Consider the following 15236-nt stretch of genomic DNA (forward strand, 5'->3'; position numbering starts at 1 on the left):
TTGGGCATACACGACGAAACCCCCCGTCCGGGAGGTCCGAACGGGGGGTCTGAGGGTGAAGTGCGCCCGGAGAGACTCGAACTCCCAACCTTCTGATCCGTAGTCAGATGCTCTATCCGTTGAGCTACGGGCGCATAGCATTCTTCAGTTGTCACCCGGCGAACCGGGTGTGGCGGAGGCGAGAGGATTTGAACCTCCGGTCCCCGTGAAGGGACAACTCATTAGCAGTGAGTCCCATTCGGCCGCTCTGGCACGCCTCCTGGAGCCTTCTCTTCGAGGGCAACCGGTCCTTTCGAACCGCCGAGCAGAAAGGTTACAGTACCTGGCGTCCAGATCACAAAACGCCTGGTTATCAGCGTAAATTGCTGTCGAACCAGTCGAAGATCCTGGTGCGCGCGTCGTAGGTGCTGTCGTCGTCCTCGGTGCCGGGATTGTCGGCGCGGTGCCCGAGGCGCGGGTAGCTCACCAGGAGGCTGGCGACGGACGCGCGGGCGGTGGCGTCGCGCAGTTTCTCGACGTCGTCGGGCGGGGTGTCCGGGTCGTCGGCGCCGTAGAGGCCGAGCCACGGGGCCTGGAGGTTGGGGGCGGCGCGGACGAGGGCTTCGGCGTCGTCGGTGAGGGGTTCGGCGATGCCGGGCGCGGCGACACTGACGGCGGCGCCGATGGGCCGGTTGGTGGCCACCAGGAACGCGGCGGTGCCGGCGTGGTCGAAGCCGAGCGCGCCGATGCAGTCGGGGAAGACGCCGCGGCGGGTGAGCCAGTCGAACGAGGCGTCGAAATCGGCGAAGAGCTCGTCGCCGAAGACCTCGTGGTCGGGTTCGGTCTCGCCGCGGTGGAACAGGTCGGGCGCGACCACGATCCAGCCTTCCGTCGCGAGCGCGCGCATGAACTCCAGCAACGATCCGGTGAACTCGCGGGACTCGTGCAGCACGACGATCCCGCCGCGCGCGTGGACCTCGGGTTCTATCACGGTGATGGGCACGCGGCCCAGGTCGGCGGGACTCTGATCCTGATCCTCGTCACCGCGCAACAGGGCGACGTCGCGATAAATGCCCGACATGAAACCAGGGTAGGACCCGGCGCTGATCTTCGCGAGAAGTTCGCACGTGAGGGGCCGTTACCCGCCGGTTTTTCCGGTGTGGGAGCCGACCGGCGCCCGCGACCGAACCCACCCTGACCGCCGCACTACTGTGGAGGGGTGACAGCGCGTATCCGGCCCGACCTCTCCGCCATCCCGGCCTACACTCCCGGCCGTAGTCATCCCGGCGCGGTCAAGCTGGCCAGCAACGAGACCACCCTGCCGCCGCTGCCCGCCGCCGCGAAGGCGATCGCGGAGGCCGCCGAGTTGGCGCACCGCTACCCCGACAACCAGGCGGCCGACTTGCGCGCCGCGTTGGCGGAGTTCCTGGGCGTCACGCCGGCGAACGTGGCGGTCGGTTGCGGGAGCGTCGCGCTGTGCCAGGAGCTGGTGCAGATCACCTGCGGCGCACCGGACGACGAGGTGTTGTTCGCGTGGCGCTCGTTCGAGGCGTACCCGATCGTGACGCAGGTCGGCAACGCGACGGCCGTGCAGGTGCCCCTCACGCCCGAGCTGACCCACGATCTGGATGCGATGGCCGCGGCCGTCACCGAACGCACCCGGCTGATCTTCGTGTGCAATCCGAACAACCCCACCGGCACCGCCCACGGCCGCGACGCGCTCATCCGTTTCCTGGACGCGGTGCCCGCGCACGTGCTCGTCGTCCTGGACGAGGCCTACTTCGAGTACCTGCGCCGCACCCCGCAGGATCGCCCCGACGGCGTCGAGATCGCCCGCGATCGCCCGAATGTGATTGTGCTGCGCACCTTCTCGAAGGCCTACGGATTGGCCGGGCTGCGCGTCGGCTACGCCGTGGGCGATCCGGAAGTGATCACGGCGCTGCAGAAGGTGCACATCCCGTTCAGCGTGAACCGGGTGGCGCAGGCGGCGGCGATCGCGTCGCTCGAGGCGCGCCACGAACTGCTCGGGCGCACCGACGCGGTGGTCGCGGAGCGGGAACGGGTACGCGCCGCCCTGCTCGCCGCCGGCTATCGCGTGCCGCCCAGCGAAACCAATTTCCTATGGCTGCCGCTGGACGACCGCAGCGTCGAGTATGGCGAGGCGAGCGCCGAGGCCGGTGTGCTGGTGCGGCCGTACGGGGCCGACGGCGTGCGCGTCACAGTGGGCGACCCGCACGAGAACGACCTGTTCCTCGAGTTCGCGACGAACGCCGACGTGCTCGGCCGGTTCCTCGGGCGATAGGGCACCTCAGCAGATCTCCGACGCCTCGTCTCCCGCTTTCCGGAACTCGTAGCGGACGGCGCCGGGGATCTGCGCGGGCAGGACGATGGCGGCGCCGTTTCCGGGGGTCCAGGTGCGGGGGACGAGGATGTAGTGGTCGCCGATGCGGGTGAGGGGGACCAGGCCGTCGTAGCGGAAGCGGTAGGCGGAGGAGGCGCCGTCGGGCGGGGTGGTGCACAGGGTGGTGCGCACGTCGGAGCGGGAGAGGTGCAGGTCCAGTTCGCTGTAGAGGATGACTCCCGAGCTGGTGGAGAGCTGGTCGGCCCATTCCTGGGCGCGGGTCTGCCCGACCGCGACGGAATAGTCGGTGGCGATCCAGAACATGCTGATGCCCACCATGGTGAACAGGATCGCCCATTCGACCACCGCGACGGCCGGCGAGGACGGCACCTCCGATGCCGGCTGACGCTCACGTAACCTCTTGCGGCGCAAGACCACCAACCACCAGAGCAGAAGCACACCGGCGATCACCGATATCGGTGCCACGCACAGCCCGCTGTTGAGCGGGGTCACCACGTAGATGCGGGAAAGGCCGTTGGCGAGAACGGCGATCGCGACCACGGCCGTGATCACCGTCGCCCACCGCGAAGGCCGGTGCGCGCGAACCGAATCCGGCAACGCGAGGTATCCCCACAGCAGGATCATGCCGAGCAGCCCGACGAAGATCGCCGGGACGAACAGCGTGTCGACGGTCCGCATCAGGTACTCGCGGATGCTCGGGTTCAGGGTGGTCGAGTCGACGCCGAAGTAGTCGAAGAACCAGTAGACGTGGGCCCAGCCGAAGTAGAACAACACGGCGGTGAGCAGCGTCGTCGGCGCCACGACCCGCCCGATCGCGCCCGCGACGTGGGTGAACCCCTCGAACGGGGACCCGGCCGCGGCGCGCGGCGCCTGCTCGTCAGGCGGTTGCGTCATGGGCTATTCCGTCGGGGGCGGTGCGTCGGTCTCGGTCGGCGTGCCGGTCTCGGTGGGTGAGTCCGTCTCGGTGGGGGTGTCGGTCTCGGTGGGAGTCTCCGTGTCCGGCGCCTCCTTCGGGAGGTAACCCTCTTCGTCACAGGGGAATGTCTGCGCGGGCAGCGTCCCGGTGAACAATGTCAGCGGAACGCCTGGCGTCAGGACCAGTGACCCGTAAGGCGCCTCGGCCGTCGACGTCGAATCGCTTTCCCCGCCTCGGAGTTGGCCGGAGTACTGGCAGACGCTGTTGCGCGTGTCGGAGCCCTCGGCGACGAGTACGGTCACGCAGCCACCGCACGCCGCGGCGATATCCGCTTCGGCCTTCGCCTGCACGAGGACGATCGCACCGCCTTCGCTCTGTACCAGCGCCGGGATCCGGAAGGGCGCCCCCGCCGTCCGCCCGGCATCGGTCTTCTCCGGCCGCCCCGGCACCCCGCCGCCCGGCCCACCTCCCGACTCGGTGGTCTCCGACGCCCGGGCACCCGACCGCTGTTCGGGTATCGACGTGGCGCACGCCGTCAGCGCCACCGCCGCCGCGATCACGACCAGCATCCGCGAAGCGATCATGTCCGTACCTCTCGCCTTCCGATACGCGATCGCGACGAGCTTCCGACCTGTCCCCGACCGGGCCGAGCAGGCGCGTTTCAACCACCAATCATCCCCCAGACCACCCGGGACCGGGCGGGTTTCGCCGCTCGACTCCGTGCGGCGGTGGGAGATCGGGCTAGTTCACGCCGAGCGCTCCGCCCACGGTGGGCCAGGAGCGGGCGAGTTCGTCGGCCCAATAGGGCCAGGAGTGGGTGCCGGTGGCGCGGAAGTTGACGGTGACCGGGATGCCGAAGGAGGTGAAGCGGTCCACCAGGCGGCGGGTGCAGGTGGCGGTGGCGGCTTCGAGCGGGCCGCCGAAGCCGACGGCGTTGGCCAGTTCCGGGTTGCCGGGCACATCGTACTCGCCGGGCAGTCCGCTGCCGACGGAGAGGTAGATCGCCTTGCCGCGCAACGATTCCGCGTGCAGCATCACGTCGTGGGCCAGCCAGTCGCTGTGGTTCTCGGGGCCGAACATGTTGTCCGGTTCGCCGCCGTAGGTGGCCACCACCGCGCGCGCCTGCGTCTGGCCGAGGTCGGTGCCCATGGCGAAACAGCCGGAGTGCGCGGCGACGGCGCGGTAGCGGCCCGGCTGCCGGAAGGCGAGCATCATCGCGGCCTCGGCGCCCATCGAGACGCCCATCACGGCGTTGCGGCCGTTGCCCTCGAAGCGGGCGTCGAGCAGGGGCGGCAGCTCCCGGGTGAGAAAGGTCTCCCACATGTTGGTGCCGAGCACCGGGTCGGGACGCTGCCAGTCGGTGTAGAAACTGGCCGGGCCGCCGACGGTGAGCACGACATTGACGTTCTTGTCCTCGTAGAACTGCTCGGCGCGGCCCATCTCGAGCCAGTTGTTGGTGTCGGGTTCGGCGGCGCGGCCGTCCAGCATGTAGACCGTCGGGCGCGGAGCGCCGCGGTCGCGCGGCAGCAGCACCTGCACCTGCACGGTGCGGCGCATCGACGGCGAGCGCACGAAAACACGCAGCCTGCGGTCGCTGATGGGCTCGACGCGTTCGATGGCGGCCGTGCTCGCGGGCGTGGTGGTCGGCTCGGCGGGCGCGGGCCCCTCGGACGAACCGGTGTCGGGCAGGTCGGGGATATCGGGCGCGCCGGCGGCGGGGGGCGCTGCGAGCGCCGCACCGGCGAGCAATGCGGCGCTCGTTGCGGCGACGATCAGGCGTCGCCACGGCGTGGACCGAGACACCATGCCTGCCATAGTGCCAGACGCCTCGCGGGCGACCCGGGACCTATGCCGACACGTGCTCAGATGGGATCTGGAGCACTGTCAAGGGGGCGTCCGGAAGCGCCATCGCGCCCGGGGATTACCCGAATTCGGGCACACGGCCAGCACACCCGCCGTACCCTGACGATCGGACGCTTCCACGGACGTCGATGGGGATCATATGACCGCATACAGCAGCGATCCTGTCCCACACGTCCATCCATCACGCCCGAATGCCCACCGACCGAGCGGTTTTCGGGCAATCGCAGGGCAACGGCCCGGCATCCGGTCGCGTGATCCACCGGACCGGTCGGTTTGTCGCGTTGCCCACTCGCAAATGTTCTGTTCGGCCGCAGTACCTGATGCCCGACCGGAGAACCCCGTGAACCACGTTCTGCCCGCCATTCCGCCCGAAACCACCGTCGGTACCGAACCTTTCGGTCTCGATCTCGGACGGCGACTGCGCGAATGCGATGAATTCTTCCGACAGCCCGAACTCGCCCACCTGTCCGACCAGCGCCGCCGCGCCGCGCTCGCCCAACTGCGCGACACCGGCACGTACGTGCAGACCGCCGAGGAGATCCAGATCGGCGCCCGGCTGGCCTGGCGCAACCACGCCCGCTGCGTGGGCCGCAAACATTGGCGCTCACTGAAATTGCTCGACGCCCGGCGCGTGACCACGGCGCGTGAACTGGCCGAGGTGTGCTGGCAGCACCTGCACATGGCCACCAATGGCGGTGCGGTGCAATCCCTGATCACCGTCGGCCCGCCGCGCAGGCCCGACGGGCGGGAGTACCGGATCGTCAGCCCGCAACTCATCCGCTATGCCGGATACCGCAACGGCGACGGCACCGTCACCGGCGACCCGGCCAATATCGCGATCACCGAGTTCGCGATGAAACTCGGATGGCGCGGTGCGCGAACGCCTTTCGATATCCTGCCGCTGTTGATCAGCACACCCGACGAACCGATCCGCTGGTTCGAGGTGCCGCCGGAGATCGCGTGGGAAGTGGAGCTCGAGCACCCGGAATTCGAGTGGTTCGCCGGACTCGGGCTGAAATGGCATGCGGTGCCCGCCGTGTCGAACATGAACCTCGAAATCGGCGGGATCACTTACCCTTTCGCACCCTTCAACGGCTGGTACGTGGGTGCCGAGATCGGCGCGCGCAATTTCAGCGACACCGACCGCTACAACATGCTGCCGCTGATCGCCGACATGATGGGCCTGGACACCTCCCACGCGCGCACCCTGTGGCGCGACCAAGCGCTGATCGAGCTGAACAAGGCTGTGCTGCACAGCTACCGGAAGGCGAAGGTGCACATCGTCGACCACCACACCGTCGCCAAACAGTTCTGCGAACACGTCGCCAAGGAGGAATCCGCCGGGCGGAAATGCCCGACGGACTGGTCGTGGGTGAATCCGCCGATCTCCTCCGGACTGACGCCCACCTTCCACCGGTATTTCGATCCGCCCGACGACGACCTGCGCCCCAATTTCGTGCGGCGGGATACCGGCGGCTGAGGTCGCCGGTATCCCGGGTGTGATCCGGTCGGCGTCAGCCCGTGGGGCGGGTGCCCGATTCGGGTCCGGTGGCCTGCGGCATCAGGGGTCCCACGCCGTTGACGGCGGCGGGGACGACATGCTGCACGGTCCGCGTCTCCTCGTTGTCCTGATCCGGCAGCCGGAGATCGAGCGTATACACCGGCTGGATGTACTCCTGTTCCTGGAGACGGCCGAACTCCAGGTATCCGAAATGCGCGTCGCGCACGAGGAATCCGCTGTCGCGGGACAGGTGCCAGTAATCCTCGACCTCGCCGAGCACATCGTCCAGGGTCCGCAGCGCGCGGACCGGCTCGTGGATCCCGGCGATGCGCCGCGCCGTCCGTTCGAATCCCGTCAGCTCGTGCTTCGCGTCGAGGTAGACCACGAGACAGCCACCCTGGCCGAGCACGGGCACGCCGTCGAGCTCGCGGGCGAGGATCACCCCGGCGTCGATCACCCGCGGGTACGCCGGCTCGCCGCCGATCTCGGCGGACGCGACGTGCAGGCGGGTGACTCGCTCCGGCGTGAACACCTCACCGTCGGCCAGGTCGAGGTGATCGACGGCCCGGACCGCCGCGTCGATCGCATCCGCGTCGCTGATGTCCAGGTTCGACTCTCCGTCGTCGACCTGCCAGCGATCGCGGTCCACGTACTGCACCGCGCGCGAGGGGCGGTAGACCGTCACCAGGCGCGATTCGTCCTCGAGCTCGAGCAGCGGGCCGAACTCGGTCCAGCTCCGGCTCGAATCCCGTTTCAGCCCGGCGCGTTCAGCGAGTGCGTCGAGGTCGTCCAGCGGGTCGACGCGCGGGTCCACCCGGTAGATGTTGGTGGCCGCCTCGAAGCCGCGCCAACGTGCGGCGAGCGCGTCGTAGTCCATCTCCTTGCTCCTAACTCCGCCATTTCCAGGCCAGATGATTCGAGGGCACGGGCCCGGCGTCGCGATCGGAGAGCTTGCCGTGGTCGCGCCGGAACCGGGAGTCGGGCCCGTCGCGGCCACAGGCGATCGCGATCGGCCTGTTGGTGTTGCTGCCCGAGCGCGCGAACGCGGCGTCGAGCCATGCGGTGCCGACCGGGGTGCCCCGCGACACCGCGGTGAGGAATTCGGCGCCGCGGTTGGTGTCGATTCCGGGGAATTCGGTGCCGATGAAGGCGCACAGCACGTGCAGCGCGCGCCGGGGCTGCCCGGCGACGCCCGAGGTCGGCGTGTCCCAGGTGCGCATCACGCTGGTGCCGACGTCCGGGTTCTCGGTCACGGCGTCGCACAGGTCGAGGACGAGCCACCGCAGCCTGCGCACACCGAGTCGCATGTTCCGGTAGAACGCGCGACACCCGAAGTGGTTGGAGGCCAACGACACCGCCGTTTCCGCGGCGCCGTGGCCGGAGACATACATCAGGTGCGTGTTGTCCACCATGTTGAGCGAATCCCCGGTGGATACCACCGCGGGGTGCTCGTAGTCGGTGGCCCACGCGTCCGCATTGCCCCAGACGAACTTCTCGATATGCCCGAAGTTGCGCGCGGTGTTGATCACCGCCGCCGCCACGCTCCACGCGGCGGGCAGTGCGCGGAAACCGCAGACGGTCCCCGGCACCACGGCCGCGCTGTTCCATTCCACCGCGAATTCGACCCGCGTGAAATCTGCCATCGTCGTCACCTCTTTCTCCGCCGGTGAAACCTCACCACCAGCCTTTGTCCGCCCCGTACCGGTACGCCGCGTAGACGTCGATCCGTCCGGCGCCGAAATGGTTCTCCTTGTCCCGGAGCTGGCCCACGACGCGCGCCGCCGTGTTCTCGATCGCCTCCTGCACCCGCACCGGCACGATCGGCGTGTTCGCGATCAGACAGGCGTGGGCGAGCAGTGCGAGGCATCCCGCGACGTGCGGAGTCGCCGCGGACGTGCCGCCGAATCCGCTGTAGGGCAAGGAGCTTCCCGTGCCGGAGCCGTCGTGGAGGTAGTTGCACGAGGTCGTGCCGGGCCCGGGAGCGCAGATGTCCGGCTTGATGAGGCCCGGGCGCATTCCGTTCGCGTAGGGATAGTCGGTGTAGGGCGGTTTGCCCCACTCGGCCGGGCCGCGCCCGGAATACCCGGCGAGTTGATCGGAGACATCGGTGGCGCCGCAGCCGATGGCCGACGCGGTGCCGCCGACGGGGTTCTGCGACGGATGAATTCGCGGCGGCGGACAGTTCCCCGGCGTCGCGATGTTGTACGGGATCGGATAGAGCCCGGGTTGATCACCCTGATTCCCGATGCTGTTCGCGTGCAGGATGCCCGCCGCCGCGATCGCCTCGGTCGCGCGCCGCCACCCCGTGTAATTGGGGTTGCTCGGGAACTTCCACGACATCGACATGCTGATGACGTGCACACCGTGCTCGATCGCGAATTCGAATGCGCGCCAATACCTGTTCTCGGTGCCGCCGACGCGCAGCGCCATGATGGTGGCGCCCGGTGCGACTCCTGTTCGCGCACCGGCTGATCCGGTTCCGGCGACGATGCCCGCGCACGAGGTGCCGTGGCCCCTGTCGTCCCTCGGATCGTCGTCGTCGAACCAGAAATCCCAACCGTGGTGCGGGAATTCGGGGCCGCCGTCCCACATCCGATCCGCCAGATCGGGGTGGTCGTAGTTCACGCCGGTATCGATGACCGCCGCGACCACGCCGTCGCCGGTGACGCCGAGCTGCCACAGCAGGGGCGCTTTCACGCGGGTCACGCTCCACGTCGGCTGCGGCAGCGCGCTGTCGCCGGCCGCCCGTGCCCGCTCGCGCACCCGCGCGGGACGGGTCGTGGTGGGCGCATCGAGGAGGTCCTCGATGTCCACGGTGCGTGAGATGTCCACGGAGGCGACGTCCGCGCGGGCCAGGACGGCCCGCAGCACGTCGGGTGTGAGTCGCGCCGAGATCGAGTTCGTCGACCAGGAGGTGTCCAGCCCCGCCACTTTGGGCACGGCGACACCCTCGGCGGGCTCCGAGTCCTCCGCCGACCGGCCCCGCAGGTAATCCAGCAGATCGCGCTGGTCGGCGGCGGCCCGCTCCTTCATCGCGGTGGCGGCATCCCGGCCCGCGCCGTCGGCGGCGCGGAATTCGGCCGCGGGCTCGCCGTGCAGGAAGATGTCGACCTCGATCGTGTCGTAGTCGCGGGCGTTGTCGAGCAGAACCCGCAACGCCTCGCTCGCTTTGTTCGTCATCGCCGGCTACCGGATCCGATGCGCCTGCGATTTGCAGGTGTAGAAGTACCCGCAGAAATCGCGGTAGGGCCCGCGATCACAGGTCTCCGGATTCACGATCACGCGGCCGCTGTTGTCGGTGTTGCGGGCCGCCGTTCGGCCGGGCTTGTGTCCCCAGAATCCCTCGGCGGCCGAATGGATTCGGTACCAGTGGAAGTCCTGATTGCGGGCCACGACGAGGGCCACCAGCCTGCGCGGCTTCTCGGCGTCGGGGAAGCAGTGGAAACGCCGGTGGCAGCCGTCGGCCAACGACGCGCGGGTGAGCTCGGCGCAGGTGAACGCGGTGTACTTCGCGCCGGCGCCGAGTCCGGGCTGGGCGAAGGTGTTGGTGCGCCAGTTGCTCGCGTAGTTGTAGCAGTTGTTCTTCAGGATGACCGCCGGGTCGTTCCAGAATCCCGGATTGAACTTGGAGCGCTCGATGTAGCACGTGTCGGAGTCGGGGGCGACCTCGGCCGGGGCGCCGGACCGATCCTCGACCGTCTCGCGGGGCGAGCGCACGAAATCGAGCATCGCCAAGAGGTTCTGCACGTCGGTTTCGGGCGCGACAACGCCGTCGGTGACCGCGTCGTAGGTACCGAGGCCGCGGATGAGGCGTTCGGCGAAGTCGAGTCCCACACCGCCCGCGTGGGTCGCATCGATCTTGAATTCCCTTGGCAGGCCGAAGGTTTCGCCATCGTCGTCCATGGCCTGGACCAGCGCGCCCCGGAAGCCGAGTCCGTCGAAACCGGAGTCCGGCTCGGTGGCGACATCGGGCCTGGCGGCGACATCGCGCAGCAATTGGCGCGACTGCTCGCCGTCCACGTAATAGTAAGGATTGGGTCGACCCGAGAAGGCGTCGATCGTGATGCGCAGCATCGCTGCTCCTGGAAAGTGGTACTGAATGGCGGACCGGTCGATGTCGTGCCGGTCGGGCCGTTGAAGGTGTTCTCCGCGCGGTCGCGGTGCCTACCGACCTGGGATCGGTCGAGCGGAAAGTGCGAAACAATCGTGGCAGGCGGCGCGGGTCGTCACACGAGTAGTTCGCTACCCGGAATCGAAGCGGTGGGACCAGGGGACTGTTGGCGATACCACCTGCGTGGGACAGTGGGATGAGCGTCCTTCCGAGTGGTCGCGCCTCCGACGAGAATCGAGCCGGCATCACTGATGACATCGGTAGACGGGCCTTCGTGCGAGTCATCGCGACGGGCGCGCTGTGCACGGCGTGCGGCGGTGCGATGACCCCGGAATTCTCCGTCGAGCTGGACCTGTTCAGCGGCCGTCCCAACCCCGCGTGGACGCTGACGGCGCCGCAGGCACGCGAACTGGCCCGCTTGCTCGACGACCTTCCCCCGACCGACCGGCGCGCCGACCCACCGGGCCTCGGGTACCGCGGCTTCGCCGTCACCGGCACCCTCGACTGCACCGTCTACGCGGGCATCGTCACCTTCCCGAAGGGGCGCCGAGCCGAGGACGCGCACGGCGCCGAACGTTGGCTGACCGACCTCGCGCGGGCCCGAGGATGGGAGATCCCCCGCTGATGCTCGGTCTTGGCGATGCGCACCGCGACGATCGGCCGAACCTCGGGTAGCGGATCGCCCACGGGACGAGCATCGCCGCACTCGCAGGTCCCGCCGATCCGCCCGACCCCTCCATCCAGTACCCGACCACGAACCCCGTCCCGGTATGCCGTGCCAGTCGTCGGCGTACGTGGTGAGCGCGTTGGCATGCCCGACTCGGCTGCTTGGACGGGCGATGCAGTGGCCACCAACCCCGCCATCGTGGCGCTAGCTGTATGAGGGCAGGACGTTGGTGACGCTGGCATGGAGGCGGCTGGCTGGTGGCCGGTTCTCGGCCGCCGAATGGGGGGCGAAGATAGTTGTAGTGGATGTTCCAAATCTGTAGTGCCTGCTGACGCTGCAGATCCGAGGCCTATTCACGGGCGTAGCGGAATTCCTCGGCCAGGATCCGGTTGTAGCGCTCAACTTTCCCGTTGTGCCGGGGTGTGTAGGGCGTGATCCGCTGATGGCACGCTCCGAGTGGCACCTTCGCGAAGTCCTTCGCCTTGTAGCAGGCACCATCGTCGGTGACGATCCGCTCGATCCGGGTGATTCCGTGCGCGGCGAAGAACGCTCGTGCCCGGAACATGAACCCGATCACGGTGACCGCTTCCCATCGTCGAGGGATTCGGTGTAGGCCAGGCGCGAGTAGCCGTCGGCCGCGGTGTGCAGGAACGTATACTCGGGCCGGCAAAATTTGGCCGCAGCCCGGGCGGCCAGGTCCTGGGCCGAGCCTCGGCCGTGGACACGCCAGCCGCCGCCATCTGGGATCCGGCCGACTTTCTTGATGTCGACATGCACCATATGCCCCCGGTCGGCGGGCGATGATCCGGCGTGGGACCCGGTTCGCCTCGCCGACCGAGTCCAGGAATCGACGCCGGTTCAGCCCACGCCGGGCCAGGTGGCGGCCGACGGTCCGCACCGACACAGTGGCGCCCTCGGCGACCAGTTCCAACGCGATTCTGCGTGCCGAACATTTCCTGGTCCTACGCAGCTGCTCGATTCGGTCGACGAGCTCGACCGGGTCGCTGCCGGCGACCGCAGCGGCGCGCAGGAACGATCGAGCAGGCCGACCTCGCCGTGACGGCGGGACCTGTTGACCCACTTCGACACACATTGACGTGAGTGCCCATCTCGGCGGCGACATGAGCGATCGGACGGGTTCGGCAGCCGTGCACGAGCCGACGGCGGTCCTCAATGGTGAGCGGGGCGTTACGGTGAGACACGGCGGTTCTTTCGGTCTATAGCTGATGTGCGAGTTGGCGCTTCACATCCTGCCGCCGGAAGAACCGCCCTCTTCAACCCACCCCATATCCGCGTCACCAACGACACGACCCACAGCAGCTAGCCACTACCGTCACCACAGGGCACATACTGCGCAGCACACTCAAAGCACGCTCCACCTACTCGATCCGACTCATAATCGGTGGCCGGCGGTAACACCGAACCGACAACGACCCGACGCTCAACACGGGCCGACATCGGAGCCTCGAGCCAACTCGATCACATTGCCAATCAGGAATGGTTGCATTCAGGCCCCATCGACACATCCGACGCAATCGCCTAGGACATTCACCGCTTTCGTTATTCCAGCAGTCGACATCGGCACGAAGCGCATCACAATAAATGTCTGAAACGAACCGTGCGACCCATGATGCCTCTCAACATGATCATGACGCCGTACGACACGATCCAGTCTCTGGTTCAACGACTTCCGAGCACTGGCACCCGAGCTCAACGATGCTACGGGAATCGCCCCGGTAACCGAGAGTTCGAACTCCAGGTCAATGTGATCGTTCCTATTTACCGAGTTTCCCTTTGAACGGAGTGTTATCGACACCTGACCTGACAGACTCAACATCTGCACGCTATCGGGGCCGGTAAACGAATAGTTCCCAACTCCGCGGTAGGCGTGCGAAACTCGGTCAAGGAAATCATGAGTAGACCATCTAATATCCAAGCTGGTCTCGTTTATGTATGCCTCCGCCCCAGCTATCTGATTCCGAAATACCGCCACAGACTCCGGGCGATCAGAAGGATTCCTGTGAGTCGATTTCTCATAAAGTTCAGACAGTATTGTGACTGCACGAGGATCCGCCCAGTCATTCAACTTTCTCGATAGACGGCTTCGGTTTTGTGCCGGCGAGTCGCTTGCGGGATCTTCGGCGGTCAACACGAAGTACATGAGCTGCGCGATGCTGAATACGTCGACCAGCTCGGACCTAGCAGCAGCAGCAGTCGGCGTATGCAATTGTTCTGGAGCTGCGTAGTTCAACACACCTCCGACGCCATATAGGGCGGTCATCGTTCGGTTCGTTGCATGATAGGCAAGATCGAAGTCCGTAAGATAAGGAATGGGAATTCCATCCTCACCGTATTCTACAATAATATTCTCAGGCTTGATATCCCGGTGCTTCACTCCACGACCGTGAGCATGCTCCACTGTTTCACATATCTCTTTGATAAACCTCAAGCAGATCGCGGGATCCGATCTGTCGACAAACGAGTCCCGAAGATTTGATCCCTCGATATATTCCATAACAATTCCCAATGGAGCTGCGGTCAAGTCCTTCACTCTTACTATACGAGGATGCTCCAGTTTGCGCATATTCCCGTACCCGCTCCGAAATCGCTCCACCTTTATTCCGTCATGCAACTCCGCCGAATGATAGACTTTATAAGCCACCTTATGCCCGTCATCCCCCTCCGCCAACCACACATTCCCAAATCCGCCCCTGCCCAATCTCCTGGTTATTACACCCTGGCGAACCACTTGACCTACACGAATAGGCGAAACACCCGCAATATACTGATTGAGCGCATCACGCATACTTTGCCATTGCGAATTGGATACCAGTACGGGCTGACCGTTCTCTGTGGTTTCAAACCATCTGACGATGGGTTCCAATTCAGCCGCACATCGAGCCATACCTACACGATCGCGATGTCCTGTGTCTGATAGTTCACGCTGGTGCAAGTACTGATATTCGTCAAGCAGTCCTCGACCTTTGCTGACCACGATTCGAACTTCGGCACCAGATAGCTTCTGCGCCTCGCGCGGAGTGAAACCCCGTCCGATGACAACCGTACCAGCAATATCCCCCTTGAATACAGGCACCTGGTCTTCGCCGGTGAGCGAACCGCAGACGAACTCGTAGAGGGTGAGTACTGTAACCTCACCTCGGTCATTTGCCGCGTCACCGAGCAACCCGGATACGAGAGTCGAAGTGAATATTCCACGCCCCTCTTGCTCGTAAGCCATCTGTTCAGGACGGCATGCGGCCAATATACACCGAGATTCGTTGACAGACCTGAGATCGCGGTCGACGTCTCCCACTTGAAGAGGCCGACTACTCGTCCAGTTGAACGCCGCTCCCGAATGACAGCTGTCCAACACTACGATGACATGACGATAAGTTGAGCTAGCGGACTCCATAAGCTGGCCTAGATGGGCCAGAGATACACCTGGGTCGTGTGGCTTTCCGTCAAACATCACCAGATGCGCTTGATCACCCAGAACCTGACCGTGCCCGGCGAAGTAGAATACAAGAATCCCGGATTCTCCGTTGCCATAAGCGAAACGACCCAGTGCGTCCAGAACATTAGATCGAGTAGCTTCCGAGTCAAACATTGTGACACAATTGTAATCACACTGCCCGAAGCTCAGACATTCTGCGATCTCAGTTGCATCGCGCACGCAACCATTCAACCGTGCCCCCGGATAGCTATCTATACCCACAACAACTGCATCGCGTCTCACCCAGACGGTTGCGTCCAATAGCGTGGTGTACGGCCCGACCACCCGAGCAGCCCCCTGTTCCGAGCGTGTCGTAGCCGGAAACGAGGTGGTCACCGCGTGAC

Annotated in this window: 12 protein-coding genes, 2 tRNA genes and 1 pseudogene; 3 read left to right on the forward strand and 12 right to left on the reverse strand. The window is 66.1% G+C overall.

The features are described from left to right. Positions 1 to 61 precede the first annotated feature (61 nt). The 3 genes from DFR74_RS34585 to DFR74_RS34595 form a co-directional block, all read right to left on the reverse strand. Positions 62 to 134, reverse strand: a tRNA-Arg gene (locus DFR74_RS34585). A 36-nt stretch (positions 135 to 170) separates the two neighbouring features. Continuing rightward, a tRNA-Ser gene (locus tag DFR74_RS34590) sits at positions 171 to 260 on the reverse strand. 92 nt (positions 261 to 352) lie between these two features. Then, on the reverse strand, positions 353 to 1060 hold the full coding sequence (locus tag DFR74_RS34595) for a dienelactone hydrolase family protein (RefSeq protein WP_067508052.1): 708 nt from the start codon (positions 1058 to 1060) through the stop codon (positions 353 to 355). Positions 1061 to 1198: 138 nt separating this feature from the next. Between DFR74_RS34595 and hisC the strand changes: the two genes are divergently transcribed. Beyond that, complete coding sequence (gene hisC, locus DFR74_RS34600; protein ID WP_067508054.1) at positions 1199 to 2281, forward strand: histidinol-phosphate transaminase; 1083 nt, start codon at positions 1199 to 1201, stop codon at positions 2279 to 2281. Positions 2282 to 2287: 6 nt separating this feature from the next. On the opposite strand, the gene DFR74_RS34605 is transcribed toward hisC, so the two are convergent. From DFR74_RS34605 to DFR74_RS34615, 3 genes are all read right to left on the reverse strand, one after another. Then, positions 2288 to 3235: a hypothetical protein gene (locus DFR74_RS34605; protein WP_067508056.1), complete on the reverse strand. Its 948-nt coding sequence runs from the start codon at positions 3233 to 3235 to the stop codon at positions 2288 to 2290. Positions 3236 to 3238: 3 nt separating this feature from the next. Continuing rightward, positions 3239 to 3841, reverse strand: coding sequence for a hypothetical protein (locus DFR74_RS36850; RefSeq protein WP_067508058.1), 603 nt, complete (start codon positions 3839 to 3841; stop codon positions 3239 to 3241). A gap of 157 nt (positions 3842 to 3998) precedes the next feature. Then, entirely contained in the window at positions 3999 to 5063 is a 1065-nt protein-coding gene (locus tag DFR74_RS34615) for an alpha/beta hydrolase (RefSeq protein ID WP_067508060.1), read from the reverse strand. Between the two features lie 418 nt (positions 5064 to 5481). Between DFR74_RS34615 and DFR74_RS34620 the strand changes: the two genes are divergently transcribed. Next, positions 5482 to 6600 carry a nitric oxide synthase oxygenase gene (locus tag DFR74_RS34620; RefSeq protein WP_067508113.1) on the forward strand — a complete coding sequence of 373 codons (1119 nt, stop codon included), beginning with the start codon at positions 5482 to 5484 and terminating at the stop codon, positions 6598 to 6600. 34 nt (positions 6601 to 6634) lie between these two features. On the opposite strand, the gene DFR74_RS34625 is transcribed toward DFR74_RS34620, so the two are convergent. The 4 genes from DFR74_RS34625 to DFR74_RS34640 are packed head-to-tail and all read right to left on the reverse strand — an operon-like array spanning position 6635 to position 10695. Continuing rightward, positions 6635 to 7498, reverse strand: coding sequence for a hypothetical protein (locus DFR74_RS34625; RefSeq protein ID WP_067508062.1), 864 nt, complete (start codon positions 7496 to 7498; stop codon positions 6635 to 6637). 10 nt (positions 7499 to 7508) lie between these two features. Next, complete coding sequence (locus DFR74_RS34630) at positions 7509 to 8264, reverse strand: DUF6345 domain-containing protein (protein ID WP_067508064.1); 756 nt, start codon at positions 8262 to 8264, stop codon at positions 7509 to 7511. Positions 8265 to 8295: 31 nt separating this feature from the next. Continuing rightward, positions 8296 to 9801, reverse strand: coding sequence for a S8 family peptidase (locus DFR74_RS34635; RefSeq protein WP_067508066.1), 1506 nt, complete (start codon positions 9799 to 9801; stop codon positions 8296 to 8298). A gap of 6 nt (positions 9802 to 9807) precedes the next feature. After that, a complete protein-coding gene (locus DFR74_RS34640) occupies positions 9808 to 10695 on the reverse strand; it encodes a hypothetical protein (protein WP_067508068.1) in 888 nt (295 codons plus the stop codon). Between the two features lie 311 nt (positions 10696 to 11006). Here DFR74_RS34640 and DFR74_RS34645 point away from each other — a divergent pair, with 311 nt between their 5' ends. Beyond that, complete coding sequence (locus DFR74_RS34645; RefSeq protein WP_067508070.1) at positions 11007 to 11357, forward strand: hypothetical protein; 351 nt, start codon at positions 11007 to 11009, stop codon at positions 11355 to 11357. A gap of 246 nt (positions 11358 to 11603) precedes the next feature. On the opposite strand, the pseudogene DFR74_RS34650 reads toward DFR74_RS34645, so the two are convergent. Both DFR74_RS34650 and DFR74_RS35735 read right to left on the reverse strand, forming a co-directional pair. Further along, positions 11604 to 12601, reverse strand: a pseudogene (locus DFR74_RS34650) (IS481 family transposase). Positions 12602 to 12906: 305 nt separating this feature from the next. Further along, positions 12907 to 15228 carry a protein kinase domain-containing protein gene (locus DFR74_RS35735; RefSeq protein ID WP_325051004.1) on the reverse strand — a complete coding sequence of 774 codons (2322 nt, stop codon included), beginning with the start codon at positions 15226 to 15228 and terminating at the stop codon, positions 12907 to 12909. Between the last annotated feature and the right edge of the window lie 8 nt (positions 15229 to 15236).

This window comes from Nocardia puris, from assembly GCF_003315035.1.
GTDB classification, from domain to species: Bacteria; Actinomycetota; Actinomycetes; order Mycobacteriales; family Mycobacteriaceae; genus Nocardia; species Nocardia puris.